The sequence below is a fragment of the Pseudomonas sp. Q1 genome (assembly GCF_009935975.1).
GTDB classification, from domain to species: Bacteria; Pseudomonadota; Gammaproteobacteria; order Pseudomonadales; family Pseudomonadaceae; genus Aquipseudomonas; species Aquipseudomonas palleroniana.
Genome location: NZ_QODI01000007.1, coordinates 230227 through 254436, shown reverse-complemented (window position 1 = coordinate 254436; position 24210 = coordinate 230227). Strand labels below are relative to the sequence as shown.

Sequence of the window (24210 nt, the reverse complement as noted above, 5' to 3'; positions counted from 1 at the left end):
AAGGAATGAGCAGTGAAAAAAATCCTCAGCGCGTCTCTACTGGCCGCCGGCCTGGCCCTGGCCGGTGCCGTCCAAGCCGCACCGGTCACCCTGCTCAACGTCTCCTATGACGTGATGCGTGATTTCTACAAGGACTACAACGCGGCGTTCCAGAAGCACTGGGAAGCCGAGCACCCGAACGACAAGCTCACCTTGCAGATGTCCTTCGGTGGGTCGAGCAAACAGGCGCGCTCGGTCATCGACGGCCTGCCGGCTGACGTGATCACCATGAACATGGCCACCGACATCAATGCCCTGGTCGACAACGGCCAACTGGTGCCCGACAACTGGGTCACCCGCCTGCCGAACAACAGCGCACCGTTTACCTCGGCCACGGTGTTTATCGTGCGCAAAGGCAACCCCAAGGCCCTGAAAGACTGGCCGGACCTGCTCAAGGATGGCGTGCAGGTGATCGTGCCCAACCCGAAAACCTCGGGTAACGGGCGCTATACCTACCTGTCGGCCTGGGGTTATGTGCTCAAGAACGGCGGCGACGAAAACAAGGCCAAGGCGTTTGTCGGCAAGCTGTTCAAACAAGCACCGGTACTGGATACCGGTGGCCGCGCCGCCACCACTACGTTCATGACCAACCAGATCGGCGACGTGCTGGTGACCTTTGAGAACGAAGCGGAAATGATCGCCCGTGAATTCGGGCGTGATCAATTCGAAGTGATCTACCCGAGCGTCTCCGCCGAAGCCGAACCACCCGTGTCGGTGGTCGACAAGGTGGTCGAAAAGAAAGGCACCCGCACGGCCGCCGAGGACTACCTGAAATACCTGTGGTCGCCGCAAGGCCAGGAAATCGCCGCCAACAACTACCTGCGCCCACGTGATCCGCAGGTGCTGGCCAAGTACACCGACCGTTTCCCGAAGGTCGACTTTCTGTCGGTGGAAAAAACCTTTGGTGACTGGCGCACGGTGCAGAAGACCCACTTCAATGATGGTGGCGTGTTTGACCAGATCTACTCTGGCCAATAACCCTTTCAGATAAACCTGGTAAAAAATGTGGGAGGGGGCTTGCTCCCGATAGCAGAGTGTCAGTCAATGAATGAGTTGACTGATACACCGCTATCGGGAGCAAGCCCCCTCCCACACTGGGTTTTGTGACTGGCTGCTACATGGGCGGCGTTACGCCGTCCTTGCCGGCTGAGATGGCTTGAGCGGTGATCGTTCCATCCGGCCCTTTCGTCGCAAACAGCACCACCTTCATCCCGGCCTTGAGCAGACTGCGATCCCCCGGCTCCAGGTTGACGATGGGCACACCCTCCGGCACTACGATCTTCTGCTCGCCACCCTTATATTTGACGGTCAGGGTGCGACCGTTACTGACCACCAGATCACCGACGGTGCCGTTGGTCATGCTGCTGCCTTCCTTCAAGTCAAATGCACGGTGCCCGTCGCCGGTGCCAGCCATGGCTGGCGGGAACACGTGCACTTCGAGCGCCGTGAGGGTGCCGTCGGCATTCGGCATTGCGGCCGAGCCGATATAGCTGCCGGGCTTGATTTCATCGATCCTGGCCAGCGTGACGGCGCGCACCTGGGTGGCTTGGGTGAGGTTGACGGTGACCTCTTCACCGCTGTTGGCCTTGACCTGCAGCGCGTCACCGTCGACCGCCGTAATCTCGCCGCGAACCCCGACACGCGGAGCCTCGGCAGCGTGGGCCAAGCCCACGGCCATGGCGGCGGCGAGGGTCGAAGCCATGAGCATCTTGTTCAAAGTGATCTTCATCGCAAGCGTTTCCTGTTTCAGCCTTTGTGCCTGAATGTATCATCACCCTTGGCGCAGAAAATCAACGATTCAGTCATCAATGCCGCGCATGAGTGATATCACTGCCAGCGGCCTACCCCGGCGGTGGTGTTGCCTTTAGGCTTGCGCCACTTTCCTACGCTTTTATGAGAACACCATGAACGCTACTTCCCACACTGCGAGCACGATGACCCGGAGCATGGTGATGCTGTTCGCATTTTGCTGCGGCGCCATCGTTGCCAACATCTACTACGCACAACCGATCATCGAGCTGATTGCACCGGATATCGGCCTGACCCCGGCGATGGCCAGCCTGATCGTGTCCCTGACGCAGATCGGCTACGCCCTCGGCCTGTTCTTCCTCGTACCGCTGGGTGATCTGCTGGAAAACCGCAAGCTGATGATCACCACGACCGTCGTGGCCATCGCCAGCCTGCTGGGCGCAGCGTTTACCGAACAGCCGAACCTGTTCCTGCTGGTGTCGTTGCTGATCGGTTTCAGTTCGGTCTCGGTGCAGATCCTGATCCCGCTGGCCGCGCACCTGGCGCCCGCCGAGTCCCGTGGACGTGTGGTCGGCAGCATCATGGGCGGCCTGTTGCTCGGTATCCTGCTGTCACGCCCGGTGTCCAGTGTGGTGGCCGACCATTTCGGCTGGCGTGCGATGTTCATGGCCGCCGCCGCGCTGATGGCGTTTATCAGTGTGGTGCTGCTGCTGACCATCCCCAAGCGCCAACCCGACCACAGTGCCAGTTATGCTCAGTTGTTGCGCTCCCTCGGCACCCTGGTGCGTGAGCAACCGCTGCTGCGCCAGCGCGCGTTCTATCAGGCCTGCCTGTTCGCCACCTTCAGCCTGTTCTGGACCGCCGCCCCATTGGAACTGGCGCGCAACCACGGCCTGAGCCAAAGCGAAATCGCGCTGTTTGCCCTGGTGGGCGCCCTGGGCGCTGTTGCCGCGCCCATCGCCGGTCGCCTGGCCGATGCCGGCCACACCCACCGCGCCTCGTTGCTGGCGATGTTGTTCGCGGCGCTGAGCTTCCTGCCGGCCTTCGTACACCCGCTGTACAGCGTCATCGGCCTGGCCGTCACCGGCGTGGTCCTAGACTTCTGCGTGCAGATGAACATGGTCCTCGGCCAACGCGCCATCTACGCCCTCGACGCCAAAAGCCGCAGCCGCCTCAACGCGCTGTACATGACCAGCATCTTCATCGGCGGCGCCTTCGGCTCGGCGATTGCCAGCAGCGTGTATGAACAGGGCGGTTGGTTGGGGGTGATGCTGGTAGGCAGTGCCTTCCCGCTGGTGGCGTTGTTGCGGTTCCTGAGTGCGGCACGTGGCGTCTCGGTGGCCACCGCCTGATCGATCTTCTATCCGTCGGAATATTGTTTCAAATGCACAAAAGGGCAGGACTTGATCAATCACCGATCAGTCCTGCCCAGCTTTAACGAATGCCACGGCGATCATTGAAAATACGCCGCATGCCCCTTAGAGATAGCCATCCTCCTTGATATTCAGCCCAATGACATCTTCCGGGCTGATCATTCGTGTGCTTTTGATCAGGAAGTCCGTCTTGCCGTCACCATCCAGGTCTATTGCCAGCAGGTAGCGCCCCGATTGCGGATTGAACTTGATGAGGGTGTCACCCGCTTGACCGGTGTAGGCATTCACGAAGTTAAAGGCAACCTTGCCGTCGATGGCCATCTGCGACAGATCGATCTTGTCCTGGCCGGTGTTGAAGTCCAGCAATAAATCGGCTTGGGTGCGTGTCGAGTCCGCGAAGGCATTGAACTTGAAGGTGTTCCACCCGCCCCCGCCGACCAAGGTGTCCGCTCCCGCGCCCCCGGTCAGCACGTTGTCCGCAGCATTCCCCACGATCCGGTCGTTACCACGGCCCCCAATGGCATTTTCGATCACCGTGTTCTCAGCGATCCTGACGTTTTCCCTCAATCCCCCCACGTTGGACCGTGAACCGCCCCGCAAGTCGATCGACTGATCCTGCTCGAAACCGGAAAAATCAAATGTATCCACTCCTCGGTCGTCCCAGACGGTGAAGTCTGGTTTGTCGGAGGCGGACGTGAGGGTCATTTCCGGTTTACCCGTGTTGGAGTTGAAACCGTAGATGGTGTCATCCGACAGGGTTTTAACTCCAGGTTTCGCGTCATCGGTGGGTTTGGTTTCGCCTTTAGGCTTCGCATCACCAGCGGGTTTGGTTTCGCCTTTAGGCTTCACATCACCGGCAGGTTTGGTTTCATCTTTAGGCTTCGCGTCACCGGCAGGTTTGGTTTCGCCTTTAGGCTTCACATCACCAGCGGGTTTGGTTTCGCCTTTAGGCTTCGCGTCACCGGCAGGTTTGGTTTCATCTTTAGGCTTCGCGTCACCGGCAGGTTTGGTTTCATCTTTAGGCTTCACATCACCGACGGGCTTGGGTTCACCTTTAGGCTTCGCATCACCGACGGGCTCGGGTTCACCTTTAGGCTTCGCATCACCGACGGGCTTGGGTTCACCTTTAGGCTTCGCATCAGCAGGTTTCGTTTCACCCTGAGGCTTGGGTTCTGGAGTTGGCCGAGGTTCATCTCCCTGAGGCATAGGCTCACAGCTGGCAGTGGCTACGTTACCGCTGAAGCCGATGATGGCCGCGAAAGATAAGTTGCTCAAGGCTGTTTCTCCAGGCTGCAATAACTTGGAGGGCACACCGACATTCGGGTTTGATCCATAAAGGCGCTGAAGACTGGAAAACCCATTTGTCACCGACATAGACAAACCGAGCAACGGAGACCGCGTAGAGGTCTGTTTTTCAATAAGCGAGTGCTCGTATGGGTTATGTACAATGGGTAACAGCTGAGGAGCCACATTGGTGGATGCATGGAAATTTACAACGGGTGCATTCACATTAATCATAATTACTTTTCTCTTTAAGTTAAAAAAACAACGGCCCAACACTTCGCAACAGTAGAACTTACGAATTATTAAATAGTTACTTTCGAGCCATAGCTCACACACCAAGGCGATTAATGCACCACCTTAATTTCTGAGCGATGCCAAAAGACCATTCTCATCACACTGGATTTAGACTGATCAAGCGATCAGCGAGAGGATCAACTATTCAAGTAACACAACTTACTTAAATATATTTCACACATTTTTATTATTTAATGGATCGATTTGCCATGCCCGCGCCGTAAATGCAGCGCTATCAAAGGCCGACATCAGCGTCGATCGATGCTCCGCAGATTTGGCATGGAATCTATGTGCGTCATTCAGGCCCCCAGGGCCCACCTGCGGCCCGCAAAGATCCGCTGGAGGTCGTGGACGCGGGTCTGTCTTCGGCTCGCAGACATCCGGACGTGGAGCTGGCTTGGGCTCCTTCGGCACAGGGCATGGCTCCGGCCTAGGCTCTTTCGGCACAGGGCATGGCTCCGGCCTGGGTTCCTTCGGCACAGGACGTGGCTCCGGCCTGGGTTCCTTCGGCACAGGGCATGGCTCCGGCCTGGGTTCCTTCGGCACAGGACGTGGCTCCGGCCTGGGCTCCTTCGGCACAGGGCATGGCTCCGGCCTGGGCTCCTTCGGCACAGGGCATGGCTCCGGCCTGGGTTCCTTCGGCACAGGGCATGGCTCCGGCCTGGGCTCCTTCGGCACAGGGCATGGCTCCGGCCTGGGTTCCTTCGGCACCGGACGTGGCTCCGGCCTGGGTTCCTGCGGCACAGGACGTGGCTCCGGCCTGGGCTCCTTCGGCACAGGACGTGGCTCCGGCCTGGGCTCCTTCGGCACGGGCGAGGGTGCCGGATTTTCGCCATTCGCCTGGACATCCCCCGCCTTCATCTGGCCAATGCTATTTATCAACAGATCCGCCTTGCCGTTGCCCGTCAGGTCCAATGCCAGGCTTCCCTCGCGACTACCCGCGTCGTACCTGAGCACGACTTGACCCGGTTGACCGGTTAAATGATCGACGAACTTGACCGCTTTGATACCTGTAGCTTTCAGGACCGCAGAGAGATCAATCGTATCTGCGCCACTTTCAAAATCCAGAATGACATCGGGGTTGTCCGGGGTGGAGTCACTTGCCCGGTCATAGACAAAAGTGTCGCCCCCACCACCGCCTTGCAGACGATCTGCGCCGCCGCCGCCTTTGAGGCGGTTAGCCACCTGATTGCCCAGCAGCGTGTCATTTCCCTTGCCGCCCAGGGCATTTTCCACCACGACACCCTTGGCGATGGAGACATTGCCCTTTAACGCTCCTACGTCTGAAAACGACTCAGCATTGAGGTTGATCTTCTGATTCTGTGAAAACCCGGAAAAATCCAATGTATCGTTCCCACCACCGTCCCACACACAGAAAATAGGATTGTCGCTGTCCGCCTTCAAACTAAGGGCTTCACGGTTCGTATTGGAGTTGAACCCGTATGTGGTATCGGTATTACGGGTTTTGTTGTTCGCGCCGTAGAGTTTCTGAATAGCCGCAATGTCATCCATCATCGGCGCAGAGGGGTTCAGCGACTTGAAATCGTGCCCGGGCTGATTCTTTTCCGAGAAGTAGCTCATCACCGAGCGCGCCCGGGTATCCCCCGCATACTCCGCGTGAAGCCCATAGTCGCCAAAACCATCATAACCACCTGGGTGTTCCAGCCCGATGGAATGGCCGATTTCGTGGATGAGCACCTCACGGAAAAAACTGCCGATCTTCGGGTCTGCCCCCACACCCAGGGTCCCAATATTTGCGAATGTTCGATTCATTGACTTATTGGGGAGCGAGGCCACGCCAGAAGGTGTTCCAGCCATATCATTGATATCGACATGGCCGTCGGCTTTTTGCGCGTTTTCAGTAAACGTCACATTGGCGACATCCTGCCAAGATTGCAGTGCTTGCCTGGCCTGATCCGCCTGCTGCGGAGTGAAGCCCTTGGCGATCCGATACGACAAGTCAATTTTCTTGTCGCCATCGCGGTCATGAAACCGGTAGCCACCTCGGGTAATTTTCTTCCCAGCCTGCTCTGTTGTTAATACGGCCTTCTTACTGCCCAAGGTGTACGTCTTGATAGGCTGCCCAGGGCTGATACTGCTCCAGGGATTAGACGCCTTATTTACACTAACGGCAGTAGCGGGCGGTCCGGGTACTCTCATAAACCATAGTCCTCATTTCAATCAAACTCGGGGTAAACAATTGTCAAACTCGAGATACCGAATCCCCGTTCATCAAGAGCGGCACTAGTTGTCGGCACACCCTTAAGTTCGCACACAGCCGCTTGGCATTCCAGGCACTAATTAATTCACCCTGACACATTCTAAATCCTGATCACACTTTTCCTTAACCACGCAAAACCCTGAAACCACCCCCACCTCAGACACACACGTAGAACCTTCATAAGCCACTGACTTTGCAGAAAAAACAAATTATAAAGCACACTAAAAATCAGAATAATTTCATCGCATTGCTCACAATCAGATAACACCAACCTCATCAAAAACTCAAAGTTAAACACCCCCTCTCTTACTATGACTACATAACTATCCATTCAAGACAAGGATCTAAGAATCTGGCTTGAGTGAAAAACTCAACATTTCAAAAAAATAGATTATTCTCTGTCTCGCGTCGGTAAATTAATGCCTACAGCATTATTCCTGCCTGAAAAATCAAACCTTCGGAGCGAAAGAAGTAAAATGCAGGCGAATGCGTCAACCAGGTCGACAAGACGGCCAAGTGCACACATTTGCCTCAGCAAAGCTAAGTAGGGGGAAGGATCATGCCAGGAGGGGTTGATAGCGCCGACACGGAGCCTTCAGGCTGCCATGCTGAATCAGAAAGCAGGCTTGAACGCGAAGCCAGGGCGCGTTTCAAGCCTGTAAATAGATAAATATGAGGCTGATAGTTACAGCGAGGGGATCAACGCAATGTTTCCGTGCACATCAGTCGAGCGCACGGCTCATGTGTTCAGGACAATCCGATGACATCCTCCGGGCCGAAAGGCCGAGTACTCTTTATCAGGAAGTCACTGTGGCGATTACCCGACATGTCGACCGCCATAAAATAGCGCCCGCTGTTTGCATTGTATTTAATGATTGTGTCACCGGGTCGCCCCGTGAAGCTGTGCACCAGGTTCAGCCTGACGCCAGCCGCATTTGCCATGCCGCACAAATCAATCTTGTCCCAACCTGTCTTGAAATCCGTGAGCAGGTCGGCATTCTCGTAAGTGGAGTCAGCTGCCGCATTATATTTGAAGACATTACTCCCGCCGCCGCCACTCAATGTGTCTGCGCCCTCCCCCCCAAGCAGGACATTATCAGATGAGTTACCGATTATCCGATCGTTGCCTGCCCCCCCCACAGCATTTTCAATCTTCGACTCGCGGCTGATATAAACATTGTTAGCCATCCCACCGACACTGGAGTAAGTACCCGCCCCCAGATTGATAACCTGATGCTGCTTGAACCCGGAAAAATCCAAGGTATCGTTGCCCCCTGCATCCTTGACGCTGAACCATGGTCTGTCATAGGTAGATACCAGGGAAGTTTGAGTATTCCCGGTATTCGAATTGAACCCATACCGGGTATCGCCCGGAAAGTGTTGCGCCGGACGCGGCTCAGGCTTCGGGCTTGGCTCCAGCACAGGGGCTGGGCATGCCGCCAAGACAGCCTTCGAAGCAGGCTTGGTTTCAGATGCCGGGCGCGGATGCGCACTCCCCCATGGCGCGTATCGGGTAAAAGCCTGCTGGAATTCCATATAGGCCCTGGCGAACAGGCTCATCACTTCGCTCCCCCCTGGAAACCCCGCCATAATCTGCTGATTGCCGCCGGAGGCGGACGGTAGGTTTGCGTTCCCCGGGCCCGCCCATCCCCTGTCGAGTACGTTGGGTGCCAGGACATTTACCGTGGACGAAAAATGACTACGGGTGTGGTAGTTGTGCAGGCGAGAAGTACTGGACATCATCGTATCATCAGGCCGACCACTCAAAGTAGACTGCTCCGCAAAGCGCGATGAACTATACGTTTGAAAACTGATATTAGAGCCATGAACCGTCATAAGCCAACACTCTCCATCCAGAAAATATTTCGAATACAAATAATTAAAACCCATTGCCGGAATCAAATACACATAGGAAATAAATGAGCATCCGATCAAAGCAGCTCTAAATTCTCACGACAAAAAAAGCGCGACAACAGCTTATTTATTTCAGACTAAAACACTCACCCATGCTGACAAGAAGAGCAATACAAAAACACCAATGCAAACTTTGACAAAAACCTTCCAACCCCCTCTTTAAAACTAAAGACAACAGGCCAACCGCTTTTAAAATAACCTCAAATCCTGTAACGCGCTGTCTTTAAACACTAGGTACTCACCCGCACAGGGTACAAACTGGCTTGGCATTATTTGAACCATGAAAATATTCGGCTCACCCAGCCGATGGCCGTCGTGGAGAGTTTATTCACCGTTCTTTTGACGAGCCCAGCCAAGCCGAAAGTGAGCGGGGCCGGAGCCGAGTCCGGAATCGGCTCAGGCTCAGGCTCAGGCTCAGGCTCAGGCTCAGGCTCAGGCTCAATGGTTGGTTCTGGTTCAGGAGCGGGTTCCACATTTGGTGCGACCGTCGGCCCAGGGGCGCTCCAGATCACATCCGTCTGCTTGATCTGGCCACGACTGAGGATCAGCAGATCAGCCTCGCCGCTCCCTGTCGTATCCACAGCCAGGCGGTAACGGCCTGTATTCGAATCATGACTGAGTATGGCGTCGCCCGCCTGGCCGCTGAACCGCTCGGAGAAGTTCAGGTCCTTGAGGCCTGCTGCTCGAAGCACACCGGAAACGTCGATCCGGTCGACACCACTAGTGAAGTCCTCAAGGGTGTCAGGCTTTTGTGGGGTAGAGTCACTGATGCGCTCATAAATGAAAGTGTCCGATCCAGCCCCCCCACGCAGCTTATCGCTGCCCTTGCCGCCTTTGAGGCGATTGTCGCCGTCGTTCCCTTTCAACGTATCGTCACCGTATCCGCCGATGGCATTTTCGATAACCACCCCTTTGGCAATGGAGACGTTTCCCCGCAGCCCACCCACATCCGAGAACGCCTCGGCATCGAGGTTGATGTTCTGGTTATGGGCAAACCCGGAAAAATCCAGCGTATCGTTGCCCGCGCCGTCCCAGACCGTGAAGACCGGCTTTTCAGTTGCACGCTTGAGGCTATAAACCTCACGACCGGCGTTGGAGTTGAAGCCATACGTGGTATCGGTATCTCGGGTCTTGGTGTTCTTTCCATAAAGCCTTTGAACCGCCGCAATATCATCCATCATGGGCGCACAGGGGCTTTGGTTGGCGAAGTTGTGCCCGGGTTGGTTGGTTTCCGCCCAGTAACTCATGACGCTGCGCGCTTTGGTGTCCTGTTTGTAGGCCGCAGAACTGCTGTAGCTGTGGCCCATGCCGTCGTAGTCGCCCGGATGGCTGAGCCCCAGGGTATGTCCCAGTTCATGGATCGCCAAACCCAGGAACGCGCTGCCTATCGCCGGCTTACCCCCGCCACCCCCGGTGCCTATATTGGCGGTGACCCGAGATTGAGACTGGTTAGGCATATACGCGTGACCAGACCAAGAACCCGCCACGCCATTGACCGTGATATGGCCATCGGTGTTCGAGCCATTTTCAACAAAGTTGATGTTTGTAACATCCGCCCAGTATTGCAAGGCTTCCTTGATACGCACCTTCTGAGGCTCGGTAAATCCTCCAACCAGGTTAAAACCAACAACGATTTTATTATCACCATTGCGATCATAAAACTTGCAACCTTCGCGTGTTATATGTTTTGCCGCTTGATCCGTATTAAAGGAGCGCTGTGTACCGACCCACTTTAAAACATCAATTTTATTCGAGCACGGTGGTTCGGACGGCAAAGAATCGGGGTGTGACAGGAAAGGATGTCTGACAGGGATCTGCATGCCATGAATACTCTTGGGCGTTGAGCACAATCCATAATGAATTTTCGATGCTGACCAATCCGTCGCCAGCCCGATAAAAGTCCCATAGATAAAAAGCGCCAGCCACCCAGACTTTATTGCAAGACCACTGCCTGAAAACCGCCGAACAATAAGCTGCCTTGACTGTTCTATTACAAACCGTCAACAAGCTGTTTTATAAAGAAAAAATACTTCGCAACAAGCGAGCAATCTATTGAAGTGAAAACATCAAGAAACCCACCCAAACGCACCGGTAACTAGTGGAACACTCTCGTTACCCCTGTCTCACTTCCAACACGTCTGACGCCTACATTACGCAATGAACGCGGACGTCAGGCACATGCCGCGTCCCCGTGATCCAGGCAGCACAACAGGCGCTCGACGGTATGCTCAAGGGGGCCGGAGTTATCCAGCACGAATAATCCCGCGCCATTGCCGGCAATCAGCTCGGCGGTGAACCGCACGTTGCGCGCCAGGCGCTCTTCAATGTCCGCCAGCGACTCACGCCCGCGTGCGATGAGGCGTTCACGCAACACCGCTTGATCCACGGTCAGCAGCAACACCAACGAGGTCGGATAGCGTTCACGCGTCTGCGCCAGATGCGCTCGGGAGCCATTGACCAGCACATCCTCCCCCGCCGCCAGCCAGACGTCGATTTCCCTCGGGATGCCATAAGACAGCCCATTGGCCTGCCAACTCAGGGCAAATGCGCCCTCGTCCTGCATCGCGGCAAACTGCTGCGGGCTCACGCCCTGCGCCGCCTCGCCCACCGCCTCCGCCGAACGCGTGATCACGCGGCGCACAATGCGGCAGCCGCGCTCAAGCAAACGTGGGCGTGCGGCCTCCAGCAGGCTGTCCTTGCCCGAACCCGACGGCCCGATGAGATAGATCAACCTGCCCGCCATCAAAACACCCTCTTCGCTTGTCGCCAGACTGGCCTGGTAGTCGCTGGAAAGTATACCCAGCAATCCCCCGGCCGCCAGGCCGGCGGCGGCCACATTACCCGAGTGCGGTTTGCCGCGCACTAGGGTCATACCGACCTCCGGGGCGCGAATAAGCCGATACCAAGCCCCCCGTTGTAACAACGCCAGGCAGAGGGATGTGAAGATCCGCCCTACACAGATTTCGGGTTGCGTCCGATGAACCTCGCCGCTAACCTTCGCCGGTCGCTGCAAAATCAGCGAACGGGTGTGGAAGCCCGAACTCTCCAGGCGTATAAGCGCCCATAGCCTCTAGCGGGCGTTTTTTTCATGCCCGCTATAAAGTGTTATGGCGGCTGTGCGCGGGGCACTTTCGAGTGCGCCGGGGTCCTGGAGTCCGGTCTTCCACACCTGCGTACAGTCGCCACCCATCATGTGGAAGTGATTGTGGCGGCTCCGTTAACTCCAGGAGCTATCGTATGAAAAAAGTCACACCCAATCCCCCGCCATCCGACTCGGATGACGCCAAACAACCCCCACCCGACATCATCTTCACCGTTCGGCCTGGCCTGAGTACCGAAGCGGCCTTGAGCAATGCCAGCGAGATGCTGGAATCGGCAACGGCGTGTGCGTACGACTGTGCCGAGCATCTGGATGGATCAAACCGCAAGCAGGTATTGGCGGTGGTACAGATGATTGAGATTGCGCAGTTGCTGGTGGATGACGTACTGAGCCGGGAGTGCCCCGTGGCACGCTAGCCCAGTGGTCTCCTGTGGGAAGAGGCTTGCCCTAACGCCATGCAGTTAAGACATTTTGTAGGAGCGAGCTTGCTCGCGAAAAACTCACAGGCGCCGCGTTCATTCAGGCAACTCGCGTTATCGTTGACGTTTTTCGCGAGCAAGCTCGCTCCTACAGACGGCGACTTAGGGCTTGCCCCTCCCACATTTGCCCAGCAGTGACCGGCAAAGTGGATTTCAACCCCATGAAAAAGGCGACCCGAAGGTCGCCTTTTGTCATTGCGCGTACTGCTTGCTCAACCCTGGCGGCACGCCGTGCACATCGGTCTCTTCCCAGGGGCCGTTCGGGCTGATCGAACGACTCCAGCCGTTGCTCCAGCGGTAGTAGGTGCGCTGGCGATAGAAGGTGTCGGGCTGGTCGTCGAGCACGTAGACCTGCATCTTGCCGTCCCAGTGGCTGGCGGCGCCTGGTGGCGGGGCGAACGTCGGCGATTTGCTGGGCTGTGGTTTGGGGGCCGGAGTGACTGGGCCGGACGGCTTGGTGCTCGGTTGGGTCGATGGGCCTGACGGTGGGATCGTCGGGCCGGTGGGCGCTGGAGGGGGCCGGTGGACCGCACAGGCGCTCAGGCCGAGTACCAGGCTGAGCAAGGTGATGCGTGCAAATGCGGTCATGGCGTTTCCTCGAATTACGGGTTCGGACTGTCGATGGTCAGTTGCTGCAGCGCAGTGGTGCTGCTGGCCAAGGGTTGGCTGCGGCCGATCCACTCACCGGCGGTGGCAACACCCGCCCGGGATATGCGCGCAACCAGTTGGACTTCGGGGAAGTTCGACAGTTTCAACTGCGGCATCATCGCATCGGCGTCGCCCAGTTCGACGGTAATCGGCAGCTCAGCCACGGTAACGCGTTTGGCCGCCAAGGGCGCCGGCGGGCCGGAGACGGCGCGGGCGAAGATGAACACGCTGTCGGTAGGCAGGGCCTTGGCCTTCACCTCGGGCGACACATCCACACGCACTCTCATCACCGCCTTGGGTGCGACGGCGCTACCGCTTTCTTTCAGTTTTTCGGCAGCACGGTCAATCCCACCTTGCAGCGCGGCGCGGGAGTTGTCTTGCGCCGGCAGTTGCGCCAGCAGGCGGCTCCAGTAGTCGATAGCCTCCTGATAACGCTGGCCTTCAAAGGCTGCGATACCCAACAGGCCCAGGCTGGTGACTTCCTTGGGATCTTGCTTCAACGCTTCGTCGGTCAGGGCTTGAACCTTGGGCGACCACTGTTTGTTGTCGGCAAAGTACTGCGCCTGCGCCCACTGGCCGAGCAGTTCGGGCTGGCGACCGGCCAGGGCCACGGTGCGCTCGAAGACTTTCGCGGCATCGGCGGAGCGATCCTGCGCCATGTAGGCGCGACCGAGGAAGTACAGGCCTTCGGCCGAGTCCGGCTGGGCCGCCGCGGCGCGCTCCAGGCGCTGGGTCATGTCTTCCATGGACACCGGCGGCTGGGAGAATTCGCGGGTCAGTTCGACCTTGTCGCTGGCACCGAAGTGCAGGTAGAGGCTGATGCCCAGCACCGGGACCAGAAGCGCGGCGAGTAATGGCAGTGGTTTGCCCAGGCGCGACTCACGGGTTTTTTCCGCCCCTTCGGTGTCAGCCAGCAATTCACGGGCTGCCTCCGCACGGCCGGCATCGAGTTGCGCGGCATTGAGCACGCCTTCGGCCTGCTGCGCTTGCAGTTCGGCAACACGCTCCTGGTACAACGCCACGTTCAACGCGGTGCGATCCTCCTCACGCTGGGCACGACGGCCGCGCAGCACAGGGATCAACAGGAAACTCAGGGCAATCAGAAGCAGCAAGCCGGCTGCGAGCCAGAAATCAATCATCAGTCTTGGTGTCCAGCAATTGGTCGAGACGTTTACGCTCTTCAGGCGACAGTGCGTCGCTGCCATCAATCGGCGCGGCGCGGCGACGGCGCACGATCACCGCCATGACGACCACACCGGCCAGCAACAGCCCGGCAGGGCCGAACCAGAGCAGCGCGGTCTTGCCGGTGAGGGCCGGTTTGTAACGCACAAAATCACCGTAGCGATCGACCATGAAGTCAATGATCTGCTGGTTGTCCTTGCCCTCCCCCAGCATGCGGAAAATTTCTTTACGCAGGTCGGCGGCGATCGGTGCATTGGAATCGGCGATGTCCTGGTTCTGGCACTTGGGGCAGCGCAGTTCCTTGGTCAGGTCGCGGAAACGCTCACGCTCGGCATCATTGGCAAACTCGTAGGTATCGATGGCGGCGTGGGCCACACCTGCCAGTCCGAGTGCCAGCACAGCGGCAGTCAACCAGCGCTTCATGGCTTGGCCTCATCGACCAGGGCCTGGTACTTGGCGGCCAGTTGCTCACGCCACACGACTTCGTCGATCACGCCGACGTATTTGTCGCGGATCACGCCCTTGGCATCGATGAAGAAGGTTTCCGGGGCGCCATATACGCCGAGGTTGAGGCCGAGGTTGCCGTCTTCGTCGCGGATATCCAGCTGATACGGGTTGTGGAACTCCGCCAGCCACTTCAAGGCCGCCGCATTGTCGTCCTTGTAATTGATGCCGTAGATCACCACGCCCTTCTCGGCCAGCTTGTTCAGCACTGGGTGTTCAACGCGGCAGGAGATGCACCAGGTACCCCACACGTTGACCAGCGCCGGCTTGCCCAGCAGGTCGGCCTGGGTCAGGGTCTTGTCGCCCTGCACCGTCGGCAAGCTGAACGCCGGGAACGGCTTGCCGATCATCGCCGAGGGCAGCTCGGCCGGGTCCAGGTACAAGCCGCGATATAGGAACACCGCCACCACCAGAAATGCCGCCAGCGGCAACACCATCAACCAACGCTTCATACCGCCGCTCCCTGCAGGCCGAGGGCTTCGTGCACCCGGCTCTTGACCTTGACCCGATAGCGCCGGTCCAGCGCGGCAAGCAAACCACCGAACCCGGTGAGCAAACCGCCAAACCAGATCCAGCGCACAAACGGCTTCACATGCACGCGCACCGCCCAGGCACCCTCACCCAGGGGTTCACCCAGCGCCACATAGAGGTCGCGGGTGAAACCAGCGTCGATACCCGCTTCAGTCATCATCGATGACTGCACGGTATACAAACGTTTTTCCGGGTGCAGCACAGCCACTTCGCGGCCGTTGCGCACGACGCGCACGGTGCCTTTATCCGAGGTGAAGTTCGGGCCTTCGAAGTGCTTGGCGCCCTCGAAAATAAAGTGGTAACCGGCCAGGTCCATGGCCTCGCCCGGCGCCAGGCGCAGGTCGCGCTCGGCGCTGTTCTGGCTGGACAACACCACGCCCAGGGCGCACACGGCGATGCCGATGTGGGCGATCTGCATGCCCCAGTAGCTGCGGGTCAGCGTCGGCAAGCCTTTGATCAAACCTTTGTGGCGGGTCTTGTCGAAGATATCCCGCACACCCGCCAGCAACACCCAGGCCGCCAGCAGGAAGGTGGCGAGCACCGCCCAGTTGAAGTCGCCATAGGCGATACCGGCGATCACCGCCAGGGCCACACTGCCCAGCAGCACCGGCATCAGCATGCCGGCCAGCCATTTGACGGGCGTGTCCTTCCAGCGCACCAGCACGCCAACCGCCATCACCACCATCAGCAGGCCCATCAGCGGGATAAACAACGCATTGAAATACGGCGGGCCGACGGACAGCTTGGCGCCGCTCAAGGCATCCAGCACCAACGGGTACAGCGTGCCGAGCAGGATCATCGAGGCGGCCACCACCAACACCAGGTTATTGCCCAGCAGCAGGGTTTCGCGCGACCACAGGTTGAAACCCACCTGGCTCTTGACCACTGGCGCGCGCAGGGCGAACAGCGTGAGTGAACCACCGACCACGAACAGCAGGAAGATCAGGATGAATACGCCGCGCGCTGGGTCGGACGCAAACGCATGCACCGAAGTCAGTACGCCCGAACGCACGAGGAAAGTACCGAGCAGGCTGAGGGAAAAGGCAGCAATCGCCAGCAGCACGGTCCAGCTTTTGAACACGCCGCGTTTTTCAGTGACGGCCAGGGAGTGAATCAGCGCAGTGCCCACCAGCCAGGGCATGAAGGAAGCGTTTTCCACCGGGTCCCAGAACCACCAGCCGCCCCAGCCGAGTTCGTAGTAGGCCCACCATGAACCGAGGGTGATGCCGATCCCGAGGAAGGCCCACGCCACAATGGTCCATGGCCGCGACCAGCGCGCCCAGGCGGCATCGAGGCGCCCACCGAGCAAGGCGGCGATGGCAAACGCGAAGGCCACCGAGAAGCCGACATACCCCATATAGAGCATCGGCGGGTGCACGATCAGGCCGATGTCCTGCAGCAGTGGGTTGAGGTCGCGACCGTCCACCGGGATCTGCGGCAGGATGCGGCTGAACGGGTTGGAAGTCATGATCAGGAACAGCAGGAAACCCACGCTGATCATGCCCATCACCGCCAGCACGCGGGCCAGCATCACTTGCGGCAGTTGGCGCGAGAACACCGACACGGCGAACGTCCAGCCGCCGAGGATCAACGCCCACAGCAGCAGCGAACCTTCATGTGCGCCCCATACGGCACTGAACTTGTAGTACCAGGGCAGAGCGCTGTTGGAGTTATTGGCCACATAGGCGACGGAAAAATCGTCGGTCATGAAGGCGTAGGTCAGGCAGCCAAACGCAAACACCAGGAAGGCGAACTGGCCCCAGGCGGCCGGCTGCGCCAGGCTCATCCACAGGCGGTCGCCGCGCCAGGCACCGAGCAACGGCACCACGGCCTGCACGATGGCAAAGCACAGGGCGAGGATCATCGACAACTGGCCCAGCTCAGGAATAAACAGTGCGGACGTCATCACTTATCCCTCCTTGGCAGGCTGTGAATTAGAGCTTGGGGCGGATTGACCACTGTCTTTCAACGCTTTGGTCACTTCCGGCGGCATGTATTTCTCATCGTGCTTGGCCAGCACTTCATCGGCCACCACCACGCCGTCGGCGTTGAGTTTGCCCAGGGCGACAATGCCCTGGCCTTCGCGGAACAGGTCCGGAAGGATGCCGCGGTAGGTAATGGTCACGGCCTTGTTGAAGTCGGTGACCACGAAGGTCACGTCGAGGGAGTCGGCAGAGCGTTTCAGCGAGCCTTTTTCCACCATGCCACCGGCGCGGATACGCGTGTCCTGCGGCGCTTCGCCATTGGCGATCTGGGTCGGGGTGTAGAACAGGTTGATGTTCTGCTGCAGGGCGCTCAAGGCCAGGGCCACGGCGATGCCGACGCCGGCCAGGATGGCAAGGATGATCAACAGACGTTTTCTACGCAGCGGATTCACTTATCGGTCTCCCGGCGCAGACGACGCGCCTCTTGTTGCAGGTAACGCTTGCGGGCCAGGACTGGCGCGGCGACGTTGAGGGCCAGCACCGCCAGGCAGATGCCGTAGGCCGTCCAGACATACAGGCCATGGTGGCCCATGGCGAGAAAATCACTGAAAGAAGCAAAGCTCATCCACGCGCTCCCAGGCTGGCTTGCACTTCGGCCTTGACCCAACTGGCGCGGGCCTCACGCTTGAGCACTTCAAGGCGCATGCGCATCAAGAGCACGGCACCGAAGAAACAGTAGAACCCCAGCACCATCAGCAGCAACGGCGCCCACATTTCCACGGGCATCGCCGGCTTTTCGGTGAGGGTGAACGTGGCGCCCTGGTGCAGGGTGTTCCACCACTCGACCGAGTACTTGATGATGGGGATGTTGATCACGCCGACAATCGCCAGCACCGCACAGGCCTTGGCGGCGCTGTCACGATTGCTGATCGCATTGCCCAGCGCAATCAGACCGAAGTACAGGAACAGCAGGATCAACATGGACGTTAGTCGCGCATCCCACACCCACCACGAGCCCCAGGTCGGTTTGCCCCAGATCGCGCCCGTGACCAGCGCCACGGCGGTCATCCATGCGCCGATGGGCGCAGCACATTGCAGGGCGACGTCCGCCAGTTTCATCTTCCACACCAGGCCGACGATGCCGCACACCGCCAGCATCACGTAGCAGGACTGGGCCAGCATCGCAGCGGGTACATGGATATAGATGATGCGAAAGCTGTTGCCTTGCTGGTAGTCCGGCGGCGCGAAAGCCAGGCCCCAGACCAGGCCGACGCCGATCAGCAAGAGGGCGGCGATGCTCAACCACGGCAGCAGCTTGCCGCTGATGCCATAAAACCATTTGGGCGAGCCGAGCTTGTGAAACCAGGTCCAGTTCATTGCTGTTTCCATCACGGTGGCTTCCCGTCGTAGCGGGACGCTCAGGGTCTTTACTGGTCAAGGGTATGACGCGCTCAACCAGACCTCATTATTCGCCGACGCTGATCTTCAGGCCGGCGGCTATAGCAAAGGGTGTCAGGGTTACCGCCAGGGCGGTCAGGCTCCCCAGCCACAGAAGGTAACCGGTCGCCGGCATCCCCATGAGCGCGGCTTGCAGAGCGCCGCTGCCCAGGATCAACACCGGGATATACAAAGGCAGAATCAACAGGGCCAGCAACAGGCCACCCCGCTTCAAACCGACGGTCAACGCTGCGCCCACCGCCCCCAACAGGCTGAGCACCGGCGTACCGAGCAACAAGGATAGAAGCAATACCGGCAGGCACTCCACGGGCAGCCCGAGCATCATCGCCAGTAACGGGGAGAGCAAGACCAGCGCCAGACCGGAAAAAACCCAGTGTGCCAGCACCTTGGCCAGTACCAGAAGTGGCAGGGGGTGCGACGAAAGGACCCACTGTTCCAGGGAACCGTCTTCGAAATCACTGCGAAACAGCCCGTCCAGCGAGAGCAGGACGGACAAAAGCGCAGCCACCCACACCAGGCCCGGAGACAAGGTTTGCAACAGTTTAGTCTCGGGGCCGACCGCCAGCGGAAACAAGGCAATCACGATGGCGAAGAACACCAGCGGGTTGGCCAGTTCGGCTGGGCGACGGCACAGCAGCCGGGCTTCACGCGCAACCAACAGGGCGAACACACTCATAGCGACCACCGCCCCAAATCCAGCTCACGATAACCGGCCGGCAGGCGGGCCAGGGTGTGGTGCGTGGTCAGCACGACCAGACCGCCCTGCTCACAGTGCCGGGCCAGGTGCTCTTCGAGTTGGGCGACGCCTTGTTTGTCGAGGGCGGTGAACGGTTCATCGAGAATCCACAGCGGCGGGCCGGGCAGATATAAACGCGCCAGGGCCACGCGGCGCTGCTGGCCGGCAGACAGGGTGTGGCAAGGCACGTCTTCAAAACCCTTGAGGCCGACCGCCGCCAAGGCCTGCCAGATGGCGTCGCGGGAGGCCGGGTGATGCAGGGCACTGAGCCAGCTGAGGTTTTCTTCAGCGCTGAGCACATCCTTGATACCGGCGGCGTGGCCGATCCACACGAGGTTGCGCGCCAGCGTGCTGCGTTGTTCGTTGAGGGGCTTGCCGTTGAGACGAACTTCGCCGGCCGTCGGCTGCATCAAGCCGGCCAGCAGGCGCAGTAAACTGGTCTTGCCACTGCCGTTGGGGCCGCTGATTTGCACCATGTCGCCGCCCGTCAGCCGCAGTTCGAGGTGTTCGAACAGCAGGCGCAGGTCGCGTTCACAGGCAAGCGCTACGGCTTCAAGAAGAGGGTTGGTCAAGAGATCGCGGGCCTTTACGGTTCAAGTCGGCGGTGCAGCGGCCGTTATAGAGAGATGCACAATAACGGCTTTGGCGACCGATTTTAGAGAGCTGGATCAAATAGTTGTGAGGTTTTTACCGCTCTCTTTGCAGACGGGCGGCATTATACATGTGATGCCCTACTCTAAAGAGGGCAATTTCCCCAGAGACGACGCGCACGATGACCGGTGAGATCAACCTTCCTCCGCTGCCTCCCACCCCGGCGCCCGGGCCTGCTCCACTGCCGGCGACCGGTGAGTTGCTCAAATTGTTGGAGCCGCAGGCGGGGCTGATCGACCCTGGAAAAACCGCAAACGCCGAAGTGCTCGCGCTTAAACAAGGCGGAGACTCGTTTCAACTGCTGCTCAAGCTGACCCTGGATGGCGGGCGCCAGACGTTGGTGCAAGCCAGCAGTGCGCAACCGCTGCCACTGGGCAGCAACGTGGCGGTAAGCCAAACGCCGACAGGCAACCTGACCCTCTCCCTGCAGCAAGCCATGAGCGCCAACGTCGCCGCCCTCACCCGCATCGACACCACGCAAATGCCCGAAGGCACGCTGTTGCAGGCCAAGGTGCTGACTACCCAGATGTTGCCTCAGGGCGCCACGCAGCCGGCAATCTATCGCTCGCTGGTGAGCGTGCTCAATAACGCCCTGGCAGGCACCACCCTCACGGTGGAGAGCCCGCAGCCGCTGCGGGTCGGCAGCTTGCTCAGCGCCGTGGTACAGAATGCGCAAACCCTGAATTTCGTGCCCTTGAGCGGGCTCAAGGATCAACTGGCCATCGCGCAGCAACTCACCACCCAGCAAAGTCGCCAGGGCTCGCTGGATGTGCTGTTCACCGCGTTGCAGAACCTGCCCGCCAGCAGCACGTCCGCCGACCTGCGCGCCGCCGCCGACCGCTTGCTCGCTGCCCTGCCCGACCTGGCACAAGCCAGTAACCCCAAGGTGCTGGCGCAACTGGTGCAGAACAGCGGCGCCTTTCTCGAAGCCAAATTGTTGGCCGGGCAAAACCCGCAGATACCGCCGCTGGATATGAAGGGCGCGCTGCTGCGCCTGGTCGCCGACTTGCTGCCGGCCCTGCCCACCCCGACCAACCTGAACGCGGTGCTTGCCGCCAACACCCTGGCCCAGGTGCTGCCGAACTTCGTACGCAACCCGCTGAACACCCTTGGCCAGATCGGTGCCCGTCAAGCGCCTGCGGGCTTTCCGTTACCGGACCGGCTGATGCAGCGCCTGGAAGGTGAAGGCGACCTGGAAAACCTGCTGCGCCTGGCGGCTGCGGCGATCTCGCGGTTGCAGAGCCATCAGCTGTCGAGCCTGGAGCAGACCGGCACCACCGCCGATGGCCGCCTGCAAACCACCTGGCAGTTGGAGATCCCCCTGCGCACCCTGCAGGACATCGTGCCGTTGCAAGTCAAGTTCCAGCGTGAAGAGCCAACGCCGGACAAGGAGCAAACCGAACGCAAAGACAAAAAAGACCCCAAGCAGATGCTCTGGCGCGTCGAGCTGGCGTTCGACATGGAGCCGCTGGGGCCATTGCAGGTCCAGGCCCAGCTCAGCCAGGGCAAACTGTCCAGCCAGTTATGGGCGAGCCGGCCCTTCACCGCCAGCCTGATCGAAAGCCATTTGGGCAGCCTGCGCGAGCGTCTGGTGACCTCGGGGCTCAACGTCGGTGACCTGGATTGCCACCTCGGCACCCCGCCACGCGGGCCGCGAACCGGGCTGGAACAACGCTGGGTGGATGAAACCGCATGAAGAACGCTAACCCGCCGCGCCAGGCGATTGCCCTCAAGTACGACGGCCAGCAGGCCCCGACGCTGACGGCCAAAGGCGATGACGCACTGGCTGAAGCGATCCTGAAATTGGCGCAGGAGAATGAAGTACCGATCTATGAAAACGCCGAGTTGGTAAAGCTGCTGGCGCGCATGGAACTGGGCGACAGTATTCCTGAGGAGCTGTACCGCACGGTGGCCGAAATCATTGCGTTTGCCTGGACGCTCAAGGGCAAGTTCCCGGTGGGCTACGACCCCCATGCGCAGCCGCCGGAACGAGACGTCACAGAACGTGGCGACGACTATTAACCCTCGTAGTGAGCGGGCTTGCCCTAATGCCAGTCAGTTAAGCGATAAAGCGGGCGATGAATAAATTGTGGGAGGGGCGGTGCGACGATTCGACTTGCTCCCGATGGACTGCGTAGCAGGCCCATTTTTGAGGCCGCTGCGCGGCCTATCGGGAGCAAGCCCCCTCCCACAGTGACCGCATTAATCCTTAACTGACTGGCATTAGAGCAAGCCCCGCGCTGGGTGGCGCAGCCGCCCCAACAAGACCGCCCCGGTGTTTCAGAAAGACCGAGGTGCCTGGGTTTGGGGCCGCTTCGCAGCCCAGCGCGGGGCAAGCCCGCTCACTACAAGTGGGCTCTGGGTCAGTTCAGGACTTCACTCAACGGGATGAAATTGACTCGATCACCCACCGCCAGCGTCGTGCCTTCCAATACCTCCACAAACCCCTCCGCCCACGCCGCGCTGCGCAGCACGCCGGAGCTCTGGTTGCGGTAGATGATCGCCTTGCCCTGTTCGATGCGCCCGCGCAGGTATTCGCGGCGGTTACCCGGTTTGGGCCACACGAACCCCACCGGCACTTCGAAACGCAGCGGCGTCACTTCGTGTACGCCTTGACGGCGCAGTAGATACGGGCGCGCCAACAGGGCAAACGTCACCAGGGTCGAAGCCGGGTTACCCGGCAAACCAATCACCGGCACACTGCGAAAGTGACCGAACGTCAGCGGTTTGCCCGGTTTGATCGCCAACTTCCACAGGGCCAGTTCGCCCTCTTCGCGCAAGGCGATGCCAAGGAAATCCGCTTCGCCCACCGACACACCGCCAGTGGACAGGATCAGGTCGACATCACCCAACCCTGCCAGACGCGCACGGGTCTGTTCCAGATCATCCGGCAGGATTCCGCCATCGATCACTTCGCACCCCATACGCGCAAGCCAACTGCACAGTACGCGGCGATTGCTGTTGTAGATCTGGCCCGGCCCCAGCGGCAGCCCAGGCTCGATCAACTCATCGCCGGTGGACAACACCGCCACCCGCACCCGGCGCACCACGCTCAGGCGGTCACGGCCAAGGGAGGCGGCCAGGCCCAGTTCGATCGGGCCCAGGCGCGTGCCGGCGGTCAACACCCGCTCACCAACCGTGGTTTCCTGGCCGCGTGGGCGAATGTTCTGGCCCGCCTGCAACGGCTCGCTGAAGCTCACACGCTCGTCGGCGTGAAGCACGGCATTTTCCTGCATTTCTACACAATCAGCGCCTTCGGGCACCGGCGCGCCGGTAAAGATTCGTGCGCACGTCCCGGCGGCCAATGGCTGCGGCGCCTGGCCGGCGAAGATGCGCTGGCTGACCGGCAGCGGCTCACCCTTCCAGTCCGACAGACGCAGGGCATAACCGTCCATGGCGCTGTTGGGCCATGGCGGCAGGTCGAGGGTGGAGATCAGGTCTTGCGCCAGCACGCGCCCATCGAGGTCAGCCAGGGGCAACACGTCCTGCTCGCGGATCGGCGTGGCTTCGGCCATGTCCAGCAGGCGCTGCAGCGCTTCTTCCACCGGCATCAGGGCGCCGGTCTTGCCGGGCTTATCCACGGGATTCACAGGGCTCGGCCTGCTTCAAATGAGGCACGAAATTGCACGGGCGGTGACGGTTGTCCAACTGCTCGGCGAGGATACCGTCCCAGCCCGTGCGCACGGCGTTGGTGGAGCCCGGCAGGCAGCACACCAGCGTGCCGTTGGCCAGGCCGGCCAGGGCGCGGGACTGCACGGTGGAGGTGCCGATATCCGCCACGGATATCTGGCGGAACAGCTCGCCGAAACCGTCGACCTGCTTGTCCAGCAGGCAGCTCACCGCTTCGGGCGTGCTGTCACGGCCGGTGAAACCGGTGCCGCCGGTAATCAGCACCACCTGCACGACGTCTTCAGCGATCCAGTGGGCCACTTGGGCGCGGATTTTATAGAGGTCATCCTTTAGCAACACGCGCTCGGCCAGGTGGTGGCCAGCGGCGGTCAGGCGATCGACGAAGACCTGGCCCGAGGTGTCGGTGTCCAGGGTGCGGGTGTCACTGACGGTCAATACAGCGATGTTCAGGGGTACGAAGGGCGCATCAGCCTTGGCTTTCATGGCTCGGTC

Annotated in this window: 23 protein-coding genes; 5 read left to right on the top strand and 18 right to left on the bottom strand. The window is 59.7% G+C overall.

Annotation, left to right across the window (positions count from 1 at the left end; all coding sequences use genetic code 11):
* Positions 1-12 precede the first annotated feature (12 nt).
* Entirely contained in the window at positions 13-1017 is a 1005-nt protein-coding gene (locus DK870_RS13555) for a sulfate ABC transporter substrate-binding protein (protein WP_161548857.1), read from the top strand.
* A gap of 136 nt (positions 1018-1153) precedes the next feature.
* Here DK870_RS13555 and DK870_RS13550 read toward each other — a convergent pair whose 3' ends face one another.
* Positions 1154-1768, bottom strand: a complete 615-nt coding sequence (locus DK870_RS13550) for a DUF5666 domain-containing protein (protein ID WP_161548856.1) — start codon at positions 1766-1768, stop codon at positions 1154-1156.
* Between the two features lie 175 nt (positions 1769-1943).
* Here DK870_RS13550 and DK870_RS13545 point away from each other — a divergent pair, with 175 nt between their 5' ends.
* Positions 1944-3140: an MFS transporter gene (locus tag DK870_RS13545; protein ID WP_161548855.1), complete on the top strand. Its 1197-nt coding sequence runs from the start codon at positions 1944-1946 to the stop codon at positions 3138-3140.
* Positions 3141-3266: 126 nt separating this feature from the next.
* On the opposite strand, the gene DK870_RS13540 is transcribed toward DK870_RS13545, so the two are convergent.
* From DK870_RS13540 to phnN, 5 genes are all read right to left on the bottom strand, one after another.
* The gene (locus DK870_RS13540; protein WP_256679847.1) at positions 3267-4436 is read right to left on the bottom strand and encodes a M10 family metallopeptidase C-terminal domain-containing protein; all 1170 of its coding nucleotides are present in this window, start codon (positions 4434-4436) and stop codon (positions 3267-3269) included.
* Positions 4437-4913: 477 nt separating this feature from the next.
* The gene (locus DK870_RS13535) at positions 4914-6800 is read right to left on the bottom strand and encodes a M10 family metallopeptidase C-terminal domain-containing protein (RefSeq protein WP_305986888.1); all 1887 of its coding nucleotides are present in this window, start codon (positions 6798-6800) and stop codon (positions 4914-4916) included.
* A gap of 907 nt (positions 6801-7707) precedes the next feature.
* The gene (locus tag DK870_RS13530) at positions 7708-8520 is read right to left on the bottom strand and encodes a M10 family metallopeptidase C-terminal domain-containing protein (RefSeq protein ID WP_256679846.1); all 813 of its coding nucleotides are present in this window, start codon (positions 8518-8520) and stop codon (positions 7708-7710) included.
* Between the two features lie 623 nt (positions 8521-9143).
* Positions 9144-10694 (bottom strand): M10 family metallopeptidase C-terminal domain-containing protein, encoded by a 1551-nt coding sequence (locus tag DK870_RS13525; protein WP_161548851.1) that lies wholly within the window; start codon positions 10692-10694, stop codon positions 9144-9146.
* 350 nt (positions 10695-11044) lie between these two features.
* Complete coding sequence (phnN, locus tag DK870_RS13520; protein WP_161548883.1) at positions 11045-11617, bottom strand: phosphonate metabolism protein/1,5-bisphosphokinase (PRPP-forming) PhnN; 573 nt, start codon at positions 11615-11617, stop codon at positions 11045-11047.
* A 494-nt stretch (positions 11618-12111) separates the two neighbouring features.
* Here phnN and DK870_RS13515 point away from each other — a divergent pair, with 494 nt between their 5' ends.
* A complete protein-coding gene (locus tag DK870_RS13515) occupies positions 12112-12390 on the top strand; it encodes a DUF6124 family protein (protein ID WP_161548850.1) in 279 nt (92 codons plus the stop codon).
* A gap of 255 nt (positions 12391-12645) precedes the next feature.
* Here DK870_RS13515 and DK870_RS13510 read toward each other — a convergent pair whose 3' ends face one another.
* From DK870_RS13510 to ccmA, 10 genes are all read right to left on the bottom strand, one after another.
* Positions 12646-13041, bottom strand: coding sequence for a hypothetical protein (locus DK870_RS13510; protein ID WP_060753302.1), 396 nt, complete (start codon positions 13039-13041; stop codon positions 12646-12648).
* A 14-nt stretch (positions 13042-13055) separates the two neighbouring features.
* Positions 13056-14240: a c-type cytochrome biogenesis protein CcmI gene (gene ccmI, locus DK870_RS13505; protein WP_161548849.1), complete on the bottom strand. Its 1185-nt coding sequence runs from the start codon at positions 14238-14240 to the stop codon at positions 13056-13058.
* The gene (locus DK870_RS13500; RefSeq protein ID WP_090365984.1) at positions 14233-14706 is read right to left on the bottom strand and encodes a cytochrome c-type biogenesis protein; all 474 of its coding nucleotides are present in this window, start codon (positions 14704-14706) and stop codon (positions 14233-14235) included. The genes ccmI and DK870_RS13500 overlap by 8 nt, the downstream gene beginning before the upstream one ends.
* Positions 14703-15239 (bottom strand): DsbE family thiol:disulfide interchange protein, encoded by a 537-nt coding sequence (locus tag DK870_RS13495; RefSeq protein ID WP_008434782.1) that lies wholly within the window; start codon positions 15237-15239, stop codon positions 14703-14705. The genes DK870_RS13500 and DK870_RS13495 overlap by 4 nt, the downstream gene beginning before the upstream one ends.
* Positions 15236-17224: a heme lyase CcmF/NrfE family subunit gene (locus DK870_RS13490; protein ID WP_161548848.1), complete on the bottom strand. Its 1989-nt coding sequence runs from the start codon at positions 17222-17224 to the stop codon at positions 15236-15238. The genes DK870_RS13495 and DK870_RS13490 overlap by 4 nt, the downstream gene beginning before the upstream one ends.
* 3 nt (positions 17225-17227) lie before the next feature.
* On the bottom strand, positions 17228-17695 hold the full coding sequence (gene ccmE / locus DK870_RS13485) for a cytochrome c maturation protein CcmE (RefSeq protein WP_104995914.1): 468 nt from the start codon (positions 17693-17695) through the stop codon (positions 17228-17230).
* Positions 17692-17868: a heme exporter protein CcmD gene (gene ccmD / locus DK870_RS13480; protein WP_060753296.1), complete on the bottom strand. Its 177-nt coding sequence runs from the start codon at positions 17866-17868 to the stop codon at positions 17692-17694. The genes ccmE and ccmD overlap by 4 nt, the downstream gene beginning before the upstream one ends.
* Positions 17865-18620: a heme ABC transporter permease gene (ccmC, locus tag DK870_RS13475; protein WP_161548847.1), complete on the bottom strand. Its 756-nt coding sequence runs from the start codon at positions 18618-18620 to the stop codon at positions 17865-17867. Before ccmC ends, ccmD begins: the two co-directional genes overlap by 4 nt.
* An 88-nt stretch (positions 18621-18708) precedes the next feature.
* A complete protein-coding gene (ccmB, locus tag DK870_RS13470) occupies positions 18709-19377 on the bottom strand; it encodes a heme exporter protein CcmB (RefSeq protein WP_014717701.1) in 669 nt (222 codons plus the stop codon).
* A complete protein-coding gene (gene ccmA / locus DK870_RS13465; RefSeq protein WP_161548846.1) occupies positions 19374-20009 on the bottom strand; it encodes a cytochrome c biogenesis heme-transporting ATPase CcmA in 636 nt (211 codons plus the stop codon). Before ccmA ends, ccmB begins: the two co-directional genes overlap by 4 nt.
* Positions 20010-20209: 200 nt before the next feature.
* Between ccmA and DK870_RS13460 the strand changes: the two genes are divergently transcribed.
* On the top strand, positions 20210-21784 hold the full coding sequence (locus DK870_RS13460) for a flagellar hook-length control protein FliK (RefSeq protein WP_104995910.1): 1575 nt from the start codon (positions 20210-20212) through the stop codon (positions 21782-21784).
* On the top strand, positions 21781-22110 hold the full coding sequence (locus tag DK870_RS13455) for an EscU/YscU/HrcU family type III secretion system export apparatus switch protein (protein ID WP_060753292.1): 330 nt from the start codon (positions 21781-21783) through the stop codon (positions 22108-22110). Before DK870_RS13460 ends, DK870_RS13455 begins: the two co-directional genes overlap by 4 nt.
* Before the next feature lie 341 nt (positions 22111-22451).
* On the opposite strand, the gene glp is transcribed toward DK870_RS13455, so the two are convergent.
* Together glp and moaB are read right to left on the bottom strand one after the other, a co-directional pair.
* On the bottom strand, positions 22452-23678 hold the full coding sequence (gene glp / locus DK870_RS13450) for a gephyrin-like molybdotransferase Glp (protein WP_161548845.1): 1227 nt from the start codon (positions 23676-23678) through the stop codon (positions 22452-22454).
* Positions 23662-24201: a molybdenum cofactor biosynthesis protein B gene (moaB, locus tag DK870_RS13445; protein WP_010211803.1), complete on the bottom strand. Its 540-nt coding sequence runs from the start codon at positions 24199-24201 to the stop codon at positions 23662-23664. The genes glp and moaB overlap by 17 nt, the downstream gene beginning before the upstream one ends.
* Positions 24202-24210: the final 9 nt, after the last annotated feature.